Source organism: Dyadobacter sp. SRI_021, from assembly GCF_057586235.1.
Genome location: NZ_JBYCZM010000010.1, coordinates 59370 through 73460, shown reverse-complemented (window position 1 = coordinate 73460; position 14091 = coordinate 59370). Strand labels below are relative to the sequence as shown.

Below are 14091 nucleotides of genomic sequence, written 5' to 3'. Positions count from 1 at the left end.
ACAGCAACCGCGATCAGATTTCGACCAGCATCGATGAAAGTCTGCCGAGCATTTTAAGCCATCCCTGATAGGCACCGGTTTTTCGGGCCTCTTCTTCCGATACGGTCTGGTAAATAGATACCTTAGTTTGAGCGCCCAGCGCCTGAAAAGTCACCGTAGTCGTTTGATGCTCGGGCCAGTCCGCACTTTTACCCGCCGCAACCGAGCTAACCGAATTACCGGCCTCATCTGACATGATCATCGTAAAAACAAGCCTCCGGTTCGGAGTCACTTCCAGGTAAGTCCCTTTAACCCAGCACTCGCCATGTACCGGATCGTGTATACAGGAATGAAACCTTCCGCCGGTACTGACATCGATGGTCCTGAATTCAATGGTGCATCCGTCTGGCGCGTACCAGTGTGTGAGTTGGTCCGGATCGACCCAGGCCTGGAAAACGGCTTCGACAGGCGCGTCGAACAGGTGGGTGATGAAAAGCTGCTTTCTTTCTGTATTCATAGCTATTGTTTTTTGGTGTTGATCAGGAATTGTTCCAGTTTTTCAAAGCGGTTGTTCCAAAGTTTGCGCGACGCCGTTACCCAGTCTGTAACCTCATCAAGTTGGTCAAGACGCGCTTCGCAAACCTGCTGGCGCCCCTTCTGGCTCATAAGGATCAAACCGCATTCACTGAGTATTTTGACGTGTTTGGCTATGGCTTGCTTGCTGATGCCGAAATCCTCCCCTATCTGGGTGATATTCAAGGGCCCCTGGGACAATTTTTGGATAATCATCCTTCGCGTTGGATCGGCTATGGCCTGGAAAACATCTCTTCTTTCTATCATTTGACAACCATTTGGTTGTCAAATATAAAAACAACCAAATGGTTGTCAAATTTTTCGGCAGTTTTTTTTCTGTCGGGCCGCGATGGTGGCCCTGAAAGGCAGCAAATTCCCGGACTTGCGTATTGCGAAGTTCCATCTGAGCCGGCGGCAATCCCGATCGGCAAGGTTCAACGGTCTGTTAATGTCTGGACATTGCAGCTACTCCGTTGGGATGGCTAACCAAGGGAAGCTTGATAAAGAAGGCGGTGCCTCTATTGGCGTGAGTCGTAAACGTCAATTCACCGCCCAGCACCTCGGTGTATTTTTTGGAGAGCATTAAGCCAAGCCCACCGGAATGAAGGGTGTGCAGCAGCGGATTTTGCCAGCGGTCCAGAATATCTTTTTGCGCTGACTCAGAAATACCCGGCCCGGCATCGCTTACAGAAAAAACGTGATAGCGGCCCTGGTATTCGTGGGCAAGTTTAATGTTGTCCGCAGCACGGCAGGCACGGGCCGCATTGTTGATTAAATTTCTTACGATAATGGTAAAAAGGTAAGGGTTTCCCTTCAAAAGCAGCGTTTCCGGCAGCACTGATTCAAATGTCAGGCCTTTCGCACGGGCGATATCCTGATAGACTTTGATCGTATCTTCAACGGCGTAGTACGGGTTGAAACAGGTATCCTGATTGACTAGTCTGCCTTCGGATTTGGTCATATCGAGCAGGTTCATCAGCAGGTTTTGCGTGTTGACGATCGATTGCCTCAACTCGTTGGTAAGCATTTGCTTTTCAGCACTGCTAAGATCATAGTTGTCTATAATGTCGAGGTATTTTTTTAAGGAAATCAGCGGGGTATGGTAATCGTGGGAAATGACGGAAATCAATCTGGCTTTTTCCTCATGCAGTTCATCGAGCAGCATTGCCCTTTGCTCGGCCTTGTCTTTCTCCTTGCTATAATTACTGATAATGTATCCCAGGCCAATCAGTATCATGACTACATTGACCGCGTAAGTTGAAGCTATATCGATAAAATGCTCTTTTCTATTAGCATAGGCCGTAAGGATAAAGGACGGATCCTGGTATTCGAGCCAAAGCAACCCACCCGCGGTGGCCAGGTTGACGACCGTCAGAACCAGGTATCCGCGCCTGGGGGCAACCGCCAGCGAAAGAAAATAGACCAGGCATAATGAAAGCAATGTAGAGCCATTAACGCCATCACTAACACGGTAACTTGCCACAAAAAAGATATGGAACAACAGCGAGTAAACGGAAAGCGACAGAAGCGTAAATCCTCTGACCCGCGACAGGTAGTACAAAAGCAATTGCAATGGAATCAGCGCCGCCGTAATCCACGCGTATTGTATCATGCCGACAACCATACTGAATATCAGCACATAAACCATTACCAGCAGCGTAGCAATACAAATAAAATGGAAAATACGGGTTTGCAGGGTAAACCGGTGGGCAGGGCCCTGAAGGAGACTCCAGAGCACCTTGGGATTTAAATCTAATAGCTTAGTCAAACAATACTGGTTTTAGGTTAGTATCGAAATTGGCTGTAAAATGCATATTTATTTTCATGGATCGAACACGAGTACCATTCATAATGCCTAAACCCACACTCTATTTCGCTGCCAAATGTACAGTTTGATTATTAATGCAGCTACCGCCAGTTGCCTGCTCTTTTTATCGGTTCTGGCTATGACCAAGAGGAGCCGGAATTTTCTTGGTTACCGTTTTCTGGCTGCACTTTTTACCGGTATCGCCTTCGATTTTACAGACGAAATACTGGCCACCGCGGGAGCCTACAACCGGTATCCCTGGCTATGTGTGGCTTTTCAGCCGGTGTTGTTCGCATTTGCCCCCATTATTTATTGGGCCACCTTTTACCTGACATCGGTTTCGCAGAAATGGTCGGCGAAGATCTTCTATCATTTTGTTCCATATCTTCTCATCCTGCTGCTGTATTTTAAAAGCTACGTTTTCACAAACGCTGACCTGGCGACCCTGAGTAAAGCCGCTGTTTCCGCTGAACACAATCCGATTGATGCATTTCTGGTGGCCGCATTCTTTCTGCAAATTGCGATCTACATGTACCTTTCAATCCGTAAACTGACCAAACACCGAAAATCATTGCCATTGTTTGTGTCCAACCTTCCCGACAATGATTATCACTGGCTTTCCAATATCATGATAGGCATGTGCATTTTGTTTGCGGTTTCTTTGGCAGAAGTTATCGCAGGCAATGCTTTTCTGTCGGGCTTTTTTCCCACCGTTTACCTGGTCGGATTCTATTATGTCGGCTTTCAATTGGTCCGACAGCAAGATGTTTTCTCCTTCTCCAATGAGCAGGCCAAAAGTCTATCGGCCCTTGTCGATAGTCAGTCGCAGCGGTCTTCGCCAAACCAGGAAGTTGGCGAAGACGCCGATATGGCAGATCTGGATGAACCCTATTTGGATACCGTCCCCGAAAGCCCCACCCTGCAAAAGAAGAAGACAATCAGCGATGAAAAACTCAGGCTTTACCATCAACGATTGTTGACCCTAATGGAAACTGAAAAACCTTACATAGACAGCGAAATTACCTTGCCCAAACTGGCCAGAATGATTTTGTTGAATTCATACCAGACATCCTATCTAATCAATTCCGGATTCAATGAGAACTTTTACAATTTCATCAACCGGTACAGGCTCGAAGATTGCAAAAGAATGCTTGCTAATCCGGAGTTCGATCATCTGAGCATTCTCGACATCGCTTTCGAATCGGGTTTCAATTCCAAAACCTCTTTTAATACCGCCTTCAAAAAATACACCGGTTACTCTCCGAGGGAATTTCGCGAGCGCAGCAGACCGGCGGAAGATTCCTAAACAAGTTCCGATTTATCAATTTCCTGATTTACAATCACTTAAATACAATAAAAATACATAAACCCGAACGTGTGACGTTTGGCACCCAGGTACTTTTGTCAGGTAGTAATTATCTGCTCAACCTTTATCCCTGATTGCCTGACTCCGCCATGAAATGTATTTCTTTATTCACACTCATTATTTCTTTTTTGCATTTAGGCCCGCACGGCTTTGCACAGAACAAACTGTCGGTCGGTGTGAGATTTATGCCCTCGGCCACGATGTTTCGTTACGATACCGGTATTCCCATCGCCGATTTCCTCAAAATCGCGCCGCATTATTCCCGAATTCGTACTGCCCAGGGTTTGGGCCTGAGCTACAACCCGACCCGAAAACTCAATGTCGGATGCGACCTGCTTTTTGCTTTTCAGGGTGGTGGATTTGAACAAAGGCGAACAGATCTCGGCTACCTGAATCTACCATTCTGGGTCGGATATAATACGGCACCGGAAAAGAAGCTGATTTTTACCATTCAGTCGGGCATACAGCTTTCATATCTGACCCAAGCGAAACTCAGCTATGAGCATGGCGCGTCGGCCAATATTACCCCATACCTCCGTAAAACGACGATGGCGGTCCCCTTTGCTGCGGGTTTTAAATTTAAGTTGACGCATTCATACTACCTCTCGACACAGCTTTACCTGTCTTCCGATCTGAAATCAATTTCCAAAACCAACAAAGAATTCGGGGTATATAATTATGTATTCCCGGGCCTTAGAATTGCCCTTGACCACAATATTTAACAGCCATTGAAATTCATACAGACATGTCTTCATTTAAATACTCCCTGCTTTTCATCCTCATCGCTGCCTTATGTTGTTCCTGCGAAAAAAAGGTGCCCGCGCCCAGAACAGTCAAAGAAGCGGTCGACCATGCGGTTTATCCCTACATCGCAACAGGTGCGAACGTCGGCGTAATCGTCGGGATAGTCAAAGATGGCGCCAGGCAAATATTCAGTTATGGTGAAAAGGAACCGGGCGCTCCGGATCAGATCGAACCGACGTCAATTCTCGAAATCGCATCCATTACCAAAACATTTACCGCCATCGCACTGGCGAATATGCATTTGCGCGGAGAGCTGAACCTGGACGACCCTATTGAAAAGTTCCTGCCTGCCGAAGTGAAAGTACCTTCGTTCAACGGAAAAAAAATCACCTTGCGACACCTGGCAAACCACACATCGGGGTTTCCCAGGCTGCCTTCCAACATCGACGACGACGCCTACAACCCCTACATAGGCTATACCGAGCAAAAGATGTATGAATTTGTCAACGGCTACACCCTCGACCGCGAGCCCGGCAGCAAGCTCGAATACTCGAATGTGGGGTATGGACTATTGGGACAGATCCTGAGCAACCGGTACAAGTCGGGTTACGAGGAAATGATCAGCCACAATGTGCTGAGGCCGTTGGGCTTGACACACACCACAGTTTCATTCACCGAAGAGCAGATGTCAAACCTGGTCAGCGGCCACCATGGGAATAAGCCTGTCGAGTCGTGGAGCAAATACATGGCCAACATCTTCCAGGGAACCGGATCGCTGATTTCCAGTCTGAACGACATGCTGACTTTCCTCGAGGCGAATATAGGCCTGGTCAACAATCCACTCAAAGAGGCCATCAGTCTCACCCATCAACGTACATTCACCCACAATGGAGACCACCAGGACGGTATTGGACTCGGGTGGACGCTGGTTGCATATGATCAAAAGAACTACATCTGGAAAAACGGCGGAAATGGCGGTTACACTTCTTTTATAGGGTTTGACGAATCGTCGAAGACCGGCGTGGTAATCCTGTCAAACTCTTCGCTGAACCCGGACCCGTTCCAGACTCAAATGGGGTTTGAGATTCTGCGGGCGATAAATGGCAAGTTATAACCGGACATGAAGAGAAGATATGGAAGTCAAATCCCATATCTTCTCTCCATGTCTGAATACTCTTTGTTTTTTATTTCACCACAAGCACCTTGGTCTGTACATAATTGCTGTTCGCCATAGAAGGTGAAGGCTTCCCGTCCGTTAAACATAGAAAATAGGGATTAAAATTTAGTGATTTTATGAGGTATTTACGCAGTGATCGAACAAGAAATAAGGTCTGATAACTATTATTTTCATCCACCCTCGCCGGGTACGGCGAAATCGGCTAAATATAAATCTACTTTGGCACGCTTTTCTGCGGACTCATACACAGCAGCGATAATTTTCATATCCCGGAGTCCCATTTCCGCCGGTACACGCGACTCCTTACCAGTGACCACGCAGAGCGCGAAATCATCCATCTGCAATGCCTGTTGATTAACCGGCCTGCACTGCATTTCCCCCTCCGAAGTTCGGCCCTTCAACCCTTCGTATTCATACGCAGGATCAAGTTCGAACCAGCCCGATTCTGCCTCCGCCCGCATCAGATTCTGATTTTTTGAATAGCTGCTTTCGCAGTCGGCCACTACGTTGTCCCCGAAATACATCGTCCAGGTGATACCCTCCTCTACTCCCCGGAATTTTTCTGGATCGGTTTTGGGCGTAAACCTGGCGTCGACCGCAGCGGGCAGTTTGCCGGTGATATAAATGGCAGCCTGGATGCAGTAAATACCATTGTTGACCAACGGTCCACCACCCGACCGGGCCGGATCCAGCCGCCATTGGTCTTTTTCGCCGATCTCCATGCTGTCCAGCAATGTCAGATTTCTCACCTGACCGTATTTCTCGCTCCGGCCCAGCCGCATCATTTCCTGGTTGAACGGATCGAAATGCAGCCTGTAACCCATCGAAAACCGCATTCCGGTCTCCCGGACCGTTTCAATGATTTGCTCACACTCGGCCACGTTCATCGCCATTGGTTTCTCACAAATGACATGTTTACCGGCTTTCATCGCGCGTATGCTGTACTCGGCGTGCAGGCTGTTGGGAAGCACAATATAGACGATATCGATCTGCCCATTTTCAGCGATCGAATCAAAATTTTCGTAGCTATAAAGGCAATCGTCCGTCAAACCGAACTCGTTCTTGTATTGATCCAGCTTCCGCGGGTCGCCACTCACGAGTCCGGCCAGAAAACAGTTCTTTGTTTCTTTCAGTGCAGGCATCAATTGGCCGGTCGCATACTCTCCCAGTCCGACCAGGGCCACTCCCAATCTTTCTTTTCCACGTTCCATTGTGTCGATATTTTTTACAACAGCCATATCCGTCCTGTTTAAGTCCAATATTTCCGCCGCGCAGATTTGCGAACCGGCATTTGTAAATAAATGTGCCAGAAAGGCTTCCTGTGCCCTTGCCGTATGCCAATCCGGCATTTGGAAAAGTAATTCCTGAATTGCTGAGCAGTACTAAAATGTTCTACCCTACACAACCTATAACCGGACATTTTACCGTCCGCAAATGAACATTTCATATTGCCTACCCGAAAATCAACTAACTGTTTTACAACAAATTAAACTTCCAACAAAACGCTGGCAAAGTATTTTATCAGCAAATATGAAACTAATTGAACGTATGAACAGGGCCTACTTAGGAGAGTTTGAAGAAATTGTGCTGCTTTCCACGGCCGCGCTCGACGGACGTGCATATGGCGTGGCGCTCGTGCATGAGATTACGGAAACCACCGGGCGTCTGGTGAGGTTGAATCAGGTCCACTCCGCACTGCAACGGTTGGAGGAAAAAGGGATGGTCAAATCCGCGATGGGCGAGCCTACTGCGGAACGCGGTGGCCGCCGCAAGCGCCTGTATACGATTACAGCCTACGGCGAGCGCACGCTTACGCAAGTGCGCGAAGTGCGCGAAAATCTCTGGTCCCGTCTTGCCAAACCGTTTAAACTCGTGATCGACTTATGAAACCGCCCCTGCCTCCTCAGCCGCCCGCCTGGGCCGATAAGCTGCTGAGCCTGATTTGCAACCCATACTTTCTGGAGTCGATCCTGGGCGACCTGCATGAAGAGTTTGACTACCAGGTCCGCCGCTCCGGCGAACGGAAAGCGCGGCTGCGGTACTGGCGCGAAGCTCTGGGTTTTCTGAAATGGAGGTATATTAAAAGACCTGAAAACTACTATCCATCCACCTTTTTATTCGGCCATGATATGATCCGTAATTACTTCACCATCGCCCGGCGGACCCTCGTCCATAACAAGATCTACTCGTTCATCAATATTGCCGGACTGAGCATCGGGCTCGCCGCCGCTATGCTGATTTTGCTTTATACGAAGGACGAGGTCAGTTTTGACCAATTTCATGACAACAATCCAAACATTTACCGCATCACCAACAAATACATCTCCCCCGACGGCAAGAAGGTCGGCTCGATGGGGAACACGGGCTATGTTGCCGGCCCGAAATTTGCCGCAAGTGTGCCGGAAATCAGGGCTTTTGTGCGTTTCCACGGTTACCGGAACGATGTCAAAAAGGGTCATGAAATCAGGAGTGAAGAAATTTTTCGTGCGGACTCTGCCTTTTTTTCGATATTCTCTTTTCCCTTGCTGAGCGGTGACCCGAAAACTGCATTGAGAGAACCCCGGTCGGTAGTACTCTCTGAAGAAATGGCTGAAAGGCATTTTGGCAGTAAGAATGTGCTCGGAAAGACGATTTTGATGAAAGACAGCTTTGACAAAGACGCTCGCTTTGAGCCTTATAACGTAACGGGCGTGGCCAAAAAACTTCCCCAGAATTCGTCGATCAGGTTCGATATGGTCATTCCGATGATCATCGGGCCGGGAGAAGTTCATCGCGCTACTAACTGGTTCAATACCTTCATGAACACCTTCGTCCTCCTCGCCCCGGGAGCCAACGTGGCGCAGGTCGAGCGGAAAATGAACCCGGTGTACAATGCCGACGCTAAAGAAGCCATTAAGGAAGTGGCACTGAAATACGGTATGAAGGACCGGAAAGTCTATACCCTTCAACCCTTTACGGATATGCACCTGAGCGCCGAGTTACCCTCTGACGGCGGCCTGGTGGGGCACAGCAATCCGCTGTGGTCATATATTCTCAGTGGCATCGCGGCTTTTATTCTTATCATTGCCTGCATCAACTTCATAAACCTGACTGTCGCCCGCTCGCTGAAACGTGGGAAGGAAATCGGCATCCGTAAAGTGGTTGGAAGTGGCCGTATACAGTTGGCGATGCAGTTTCTCGGTGAATCCTTCCTGCTTTGCATGATTGCATTCGCTTTTGCGCTTTTGCTTGTCCAGCTTGCATTGCCTGCATTTAACGACCTCGCCAACAAGGCCCTGTCCCTTTCGTATCTTTTGGATACTGACCTTGCACTGGGCTACATCGCACTTTTGCTGGTCACCGGTTTACTGGCCGGTTTTTATCCGGCGATTGTGTTATCAGGTTATAATCCTGTCAAAACGCTTTACCATCGTATGCGGTTTTCGGGCAAAGGCCATTTACAGACTACCCTCGTGGTACTCCAGTTCGCCATCGCTTCCTTTCTAATCATCGGAACGCTCACGATTGACTCCCAGTTTAATTTCCTGATCAACAAAGATTTGGGCTACAACGACGAGCATTTGATCAGCATCGAAAAGCCTAACCTCACCAGGGAGCAAGCGTATCTGCTAAGGCAAGAACTCCAAAAAGACCCCAACATTATTGCGGTAGCACCCAAGAATGCCGGCCGGTGGAACACAGCGGCAAAGGTCAACAGAGGCGATGAGATTCCTTTCACGTACGAAACGATCGACCCTGAGTATTTGCCCGCCATCCAGGTGCCCATTGTGGCAGGCCGTAATTTCTCGGCTGCATTTCCGGCCGATTCAACCCACTCGGTGCTGGTGAACGAAGCCTTTGTCATGCAGGCAGGATGGAAAAACCCGATCGGCCAAATCGTTGATTTCTCGTATGAGAATCTCAAATGCACGGTCGTGGGCGTTGTAAAAGACTATCACTATACCGATTTAAGCGAGAAAATCGGCCCCCAGCTCTTCACGATGCGGCCAGCTAACCCATACGGAAGGTTTTTGGTCAAGGTCAAACCCGGAACCGAAACTTCCAGCCTCCGGCACATCACCAAAACTTACTCCACGCTGTTTCCCCTCAATCCATTTGTTTATCGGTTCATGGACGATGAGAATATGAAACAGTATGGATACGAGGCTAAATGGAGGCAAATCATGCTCTTTGGTACGATTCTCACGATTTTCATTTCATGCACCGGGCTTTTCGGGCTGGCTACGCTTTCGGCCGAGCGACGCAGCAAGGAGGTCGGTATTCGCAAGGTCATGGGAGCGTCGGTGGCCAGCATTACCCGCCTGCTGACTTCCGATTTTCTGAAACTGGTCCTGGTCTCCTTTGTTTTCGCATTTCCTCTGGCTTACTGCGCCATCTACAAATGGTTGCAAAACTATCCCTACCGGGTTGGTGTCGATGCATTCATATTTTTGAAAACCGCACTATTAGCCCTGCTGGTAGCATTTCTGACAGTCAGCTTTCAATCCATGCGGACCGCCTTTATGAACCCGGTAAGGAGTTTGCGAAGCGAATAAAGGTCAGGGGAGAATGATCATTATACCGCAGTTTCTGTCCCATTCATTTGTGGTAAACTGCGTGTAACATGCCTTCACAAGGCCCAGAGTGCCTTTTTCCGGGAAGGATTGATTTTTTCGATAAAAATATTTATAATAAGTCTAAATAAACTATTTTTGAGGAAATTTCATCTATTCCCAACATCGATGCACCCGAGAGTTATACTTATTTTTCTACTATCCATTTTTGTATTATCCCAAAATCTGGTTGCTCAAACAGAAAGAGGAACGGTAAAGGGTATCGTTAAAAATTCGTTCAATCAACCCGTCCCGTCGGCCCATATTTTGATTAAAGGGAGCGGCTTAGGCGCTCAGACCGATGAAAATGGGGCTTTTGTCGTAACAGACCTCGCTCCCGGCGCTGTGGTCTTCACAGTATCCTCGCTGGGCTTTGCTCCGCAGGAGAAAAAAGTCCGGATCGGCTCAGGAGAGGTCACGACCATCGAATTCAACCTCGAACAAAACACATCCCAACTGGACGAGGTAATCGTATCGGCCAGTCGCAGGGTTGAATCGCTCTCTGAAACGCCATCCTCGGTAACGGTAATCAGCCCCAGGGAAATTGACGCTCTTTCTACGGTCAGCCCCAATATTGCCAACATAGTGGGATATGCCGTTCCAGGGCTGGGCTCACCGACCAATCAAACCGGTAATTACGGCCAAACCCTTCGCGGGAGAAACCTGCTTGTGCTAATCGACGGCATCCCACAATCCACACCGCTTCGCGCAGGCGGAAGGGACATTCGCTCGATTGATCCTTCTGTGATCGAACGGGTTGAAGTAATAAAAGGGGCGACGGCCATATACGGAAACGGGGCCGATGGAGGATTGATCAACTACATCACCAAAGTGCCCGGAGACGGGCGAAAAATCGGCGGACTTTCTCAGGTCGGCCTGACCGGAAATACCAAAGGGGATAGCACTATTGGGTTTCGCGTGTCCCAGCAACTTTTCGGGCAACTCAATAAGTTCGACTATGTGGTCAGTGGTATGTATGAAAAGACGGGCGTTTACCGTGATGCCGAAGGCCTGGTGATTTCACCTGAATATGGCCTTGGCGAAACGAAAATATACAATGCTTTTACCAAGCTGGGCTACAATTTTTCCCAAAATCAGAGATTGGAGTTGATGTACAACTTTTACAGCTCAAATCAGCATTCCGCTTTTGTTTTGAAAAACGGTGTGTTCGGGAAAAGTCCCGCCATCGGGGTTCTTGGAAAGAGGGTCGGGATCGATGAAGGTACAAGGCATAACCACAATCTTAACCTTCAATATACCAGCAAAGAAATCTTTGGCAAAACAAGCCTGACAGCCAACGTTTACTTGCAGGACTTTTGGACTGTATACTCCAATTCCGCCTCCTTCTACGGCAGCGGCCAGTCTGAAATTGTTTCCAACAAAAAGGGTCTGAGAGTTAATTTAAACACTCCCTTACGGTTAACCGACAAAATTTCTGGCGATGTGACTTATGGTTTTGACCTTTTGAATGATAAAACCGCGCAGAGCCTTGTCGACGGAAGGGTGTGGGTCCCCAAAATCGATATGCGTAACCTCGCACCCTACGCGCAGCTTTCAGTCCAGTGGTTTGACCACCTGAATTTGAAAGCCGGCGCCAGGGCGGAAAACATAAGAATTCAAATTAACGACTATAACACACTGGCCACCGGAGCAAACGGAGCAGGCAGTATTGCGGTGAAAGGCGGGACGCTCAATTATAATGCACTCGTTTTCAATGCCGGAGCCCGGTATTCGAAGTTTCGCCTCTTTAACCCGTTTGTGAGCTACTCGCAGTCCTTCTCCATTTTTGACTTGGGCAGGGTGCTCCGGGCGGCCAAAGAAAGTACGATATCCAAACTGGAAACAAAGCCTATTATCGTCAACAACTACGAAGGTGGTTTCAGTAGCCAGCTGGGTAAAGTCGGCCTGACAGCCGCCTACTATTACAGTACGTCGAAACTCGGATCCAATCTGCTGGAAGTAGATGGCGTGTACATTGCCGAACGTATGCCCGAGCGCGTATGGGGATATGAAGTCCAGGTGGATTATCGCGTGCTTTCCGGGCTGACCCTTGGAGGCAACTATGCTTATGTGGAAGGCAAAGGAGACAAGGATCAGGACGGATCTTTTAGCGGAGAAAAAGACATTTATCTGAATTCCAACCGGATTACACCGGCCAAGATTACCGCATATGCCAAGTTCAATCACAAGAATCTGAGCTTAGACCTTAACTGGATGTACGTTGGAAGTCGCAACAGGTTCAAACCAAATGAAAAAGGTATTTATGCGCTCGGGGAAGCTCCTATCGAATCTTTCAACCTCTGGAGCCTGGCAGCTGCCTACAAAATCACCAAACAGTTAAAACTTAGCCTGGGAGTGGAGAACTTGCTTAACACGGCCTACTATCCTACAATTGCACAGTTTTACGGTAACGATGCGAACTACACGCGAGGAAACGGCCGCCGGTTCAACCTTGTTCTCGGCTATGCATTTTAAGAGAGTCGAATCTTAAAATCTGTTTATGGGCAATGATGTGTAAAACACACCATTGCCCACGATTGCAGGTCCGGGCCTTTTGCCGGAGGGAATACGGTTTACCGCTTTTCACTGAAATAGTTGTAAAACACCTCCCCAAGATCTTTTCCCAGTGAAATCCAGTCCTCCGCCAGAGGGGCTTTATTCAATCCGGCGATCCATTCGTAGTTCAGTTCATAAACAGCGGCGTGAATGCCGAAGCGTTCCATAAAACCTTCGCCGAGTGTGCCCGGGTTACGGAAACTCGGTTTTGTAGAGCCGGCCGTAAACCAGGTGTGTTTGCGCAGCAGCATTTCCAGTTTTTCCATATTGGAGAGATAGGCGCTGATGTCGCCGTCGGGGCGGCTGATGTGCAGGTAGCCGCCGGCATCGTTATGGATGTCCAGGGCCAGGTCGGGCCTTTTATTGGCCTTGATCATGCGGTGCAGCCATTGTTCGAGATAATAGTTCTCCGGGGCAATGAGTGAATCGGCGGGAACGTCCCATTTGCGGTTCAGGTCGTAACCGTTCGCGTTGAAACGCGTTTTGCCGCGCGCCACGCCGTCTTTGTTGGCCATCGGGAGAATATATACGCAATAGGTTTTGAGGTAACGTTTGGCAGCTTCGTCGTTGCTGAGCAGTTTCTGCACCAGTCCTTCCACGGTCCAGTTCCCGCCCGCCTCGAACGCATGCGCGCGGGCCCGCAGGAAGAGCCGTTTCGGCGCATTCTCGTTGCCAATGCGCACGATTTCCAGCGAGCGCCCTTCGGATGTTTTCCCGATGGTAGTCACACTGGCATGCTTATCCTGCCTGACGCGCGCCAGCATTTTGTCCAGGTCGCTGATCCGGTATGGCTCCACGCTCGCAATGTAGGCATGCGGCGCCTCCATTTTGAATTTGATAAACACCCTGCGGCCCGGCAGCGGGATCACTGAGCGGCTTTCCCACTTTTTATTGTCAAATGAAACTACATACCGCGACTTCTCCGAAAGGTCGCTGGCAAGCCTGCCGTTCCAGATGTTATCGAAATTTTCGAGGATCAAAGTCACCTCGGTACCCACAGCGGCTTCCACCCGGAAATGGTAATGGTTTACGGCCCGGTTTGGTGAGAAGCGCTCATGGTCGTACACCATCTGCCCGATCACCCGCCCCGCCGAATCGATACGCCAGTTCATGGGCGAGGCGTTTTCGAAGCCGGTGTTGATAAATATTTTGGGGGTCACAATGCTGTCGGCGGTCGCGCGGCTATGCGAGCTCTCCCGTGCGCCAAATGCCGACCCTGCCAGGTGTGACAGAACGAAGATGAAAAATGCAACTTGCTTCATGGTGATAATGATTGAATGATTGAATGACTGAATGA

The 14091-nt window shown here is 49.0% G+C and carries 11 protein-coding genes; 6 read left to right on the top strand and 5 right to left on the bottom strand.

The genetic code is table 11. The features are described 5' to 3' along the window. Positions 1-13: 13 nt before the first annotated feature. From AC2YIT_RS25635 to AC2YIT_RS25625, 3 genes are all read right to left on the bottom strand, one after another. On the bottom strand, positions 14-496 hold the full coding sequence (locus AC2YIT_RS25635; protein ID WP_430846530.1) for an SRPBCC family protein: 483 nt from the start codon (positions 494-496) through the stop codon (positions 14-16). A gap of 2 nt (positions 497-498) precedes the next feature. After that, positions 499-819 carry an ArsR/SmtB family transcription factor gene (locus AC2YIT_RS25630; protein ID WP_487281086.1) on the bottom strand — a complete coding sequence of 107 codons (321 nt, stop codon included), beginning with the start codon at positions 817-819 and terminating at the stop codon, positions 499-501. Positions 820-997: 178 nt separating this feature from the next. Continuing rightward, positions 998-2320: a sensor histidine kinase gene (locus AC2YIT_RS25625; protein WP_487281085.1), complete on the bottom strand. Its 1323-nt coding sequence runs from the start codon at positions 2318-2320 to the stop codon at positions 998-1000. 178 nt (positions 2321-2498) lie between these two features. Between AC2YIT_RS25625 and AC2YIT_RS25620 the strand changes: the two genes are divergently transcribed. From AC2YIT_RS25620 to AC2YIT_RS25610, 3 genes are all read left to right on the top strand, one after another. Continuing rightward, positions 2499-3665, top strand: coding sequence for a helix-turn-helix domain-containing protein (locus AC2YIT_RS25620; protein WP_487281084.1), 1167 nt, complete (start codon positions 2499-2501; stop codon positions 3663-3665). Between the two features lie 149 nt (positions 3666-3814). Next, positions 3815-4447, top strand: a complete 633-nt coding sequence (locus AC2YIT_RS25615) for an outer membrane beta-barrel protein (RefSeq protein ID WP_430846522.1) — start codon at positions 3815-3817, stop codon at positions 4445-4447. A gap of 23 nt (positions 4448-4470) precedes the next feature. Beyond that, positions 4471-5583: a serine hydrolase domain-containing protein gene (locus AC2YIT_RS25610; protein ID WP_487281083.1), complete on the top strand. Its 1113-nt coding sequence runs from the start codon at positions 4471-4473 to the stop codon at positions 5581-5583. Between the two features lie 233 nt (positions 5584-5816). Here AC2YIT_RS25610 and AC2YIT_RS25605 read toward each other — a convergent pair whose 3' ends face one another. Next, a complete protein-coding gene (locus AC2YIT_RS25605; protein WP_487281082.1) occupies positions 5817-6884 on the bottom strand; it encodes a Gfo/Idh/MocA family protein in 1068 nt (355 codons plus the stop codon). 310 nt (positions 6885-7194) lie between these two features. Between AC2YIT_RS25605 and AC2YIT_RS25600 the strand changes: the two genes are divergently transcribed. From AC2YIT_RS25600 to AC2YIT_RS25590, 3 genes are all read left to right on the top strand, one after another. After that, positions 7195-7533, top strand: coding sequence for a PadR family transcriptional regulator (locus AC2YIT_RS25600; RefSeq protein WP_430846516.1), 339 nt, complete (start codon positions 7195-7197; stop codon positions 7531-7533). Beyond that, positions 7530-10181 (top strand): ABC transporter permease, encoded by a 2652-nt coding sequence (locus tag AC2YIT_RS25595; protein ID WP_487281081.1) that lies wholly within the window; start codon positions 7530-7532, stop codon positions 10179-10181. The genes AC2YIT_RS25600 and AC2YIT_RS25595 overlap by 4 nt, the downstream gene beginning before the upstream one ends. Positions 10182-10367: 186 nt before the next feature. Then, on the top strand, positions 10368-12713 hold the full coding sequence (locus tag AC2YIT_RS25590; RefSeq protein ID WP_487281080.1) for a TonB-dependent receptor: 2346 nt from the start codon (positions 10368-10370) through the stop codon (positions 12711-12713). A 98-nt stretch (positions 12714-12811) separates the two neighbouring features. Here the strand turns inward: AC2YIT_RS25590 and AC2YIT_RS25585 are convergent, their stop codons facing one another. Further along, the gene (locus tag AC2YIT_RS25585) at positions 12812-14056 is read right to left on the bottom strand and encodes a M14 family zinc carboxypeptidase (RefSeq protein ID WP_487281079.1); all 1245 of its coding nucleotides are present in this window, start codon (positions 14054-14056) and stop codon (positions 12812-12814) included. Positions 14057-14091: the final 35 nt, after the last annotated feature.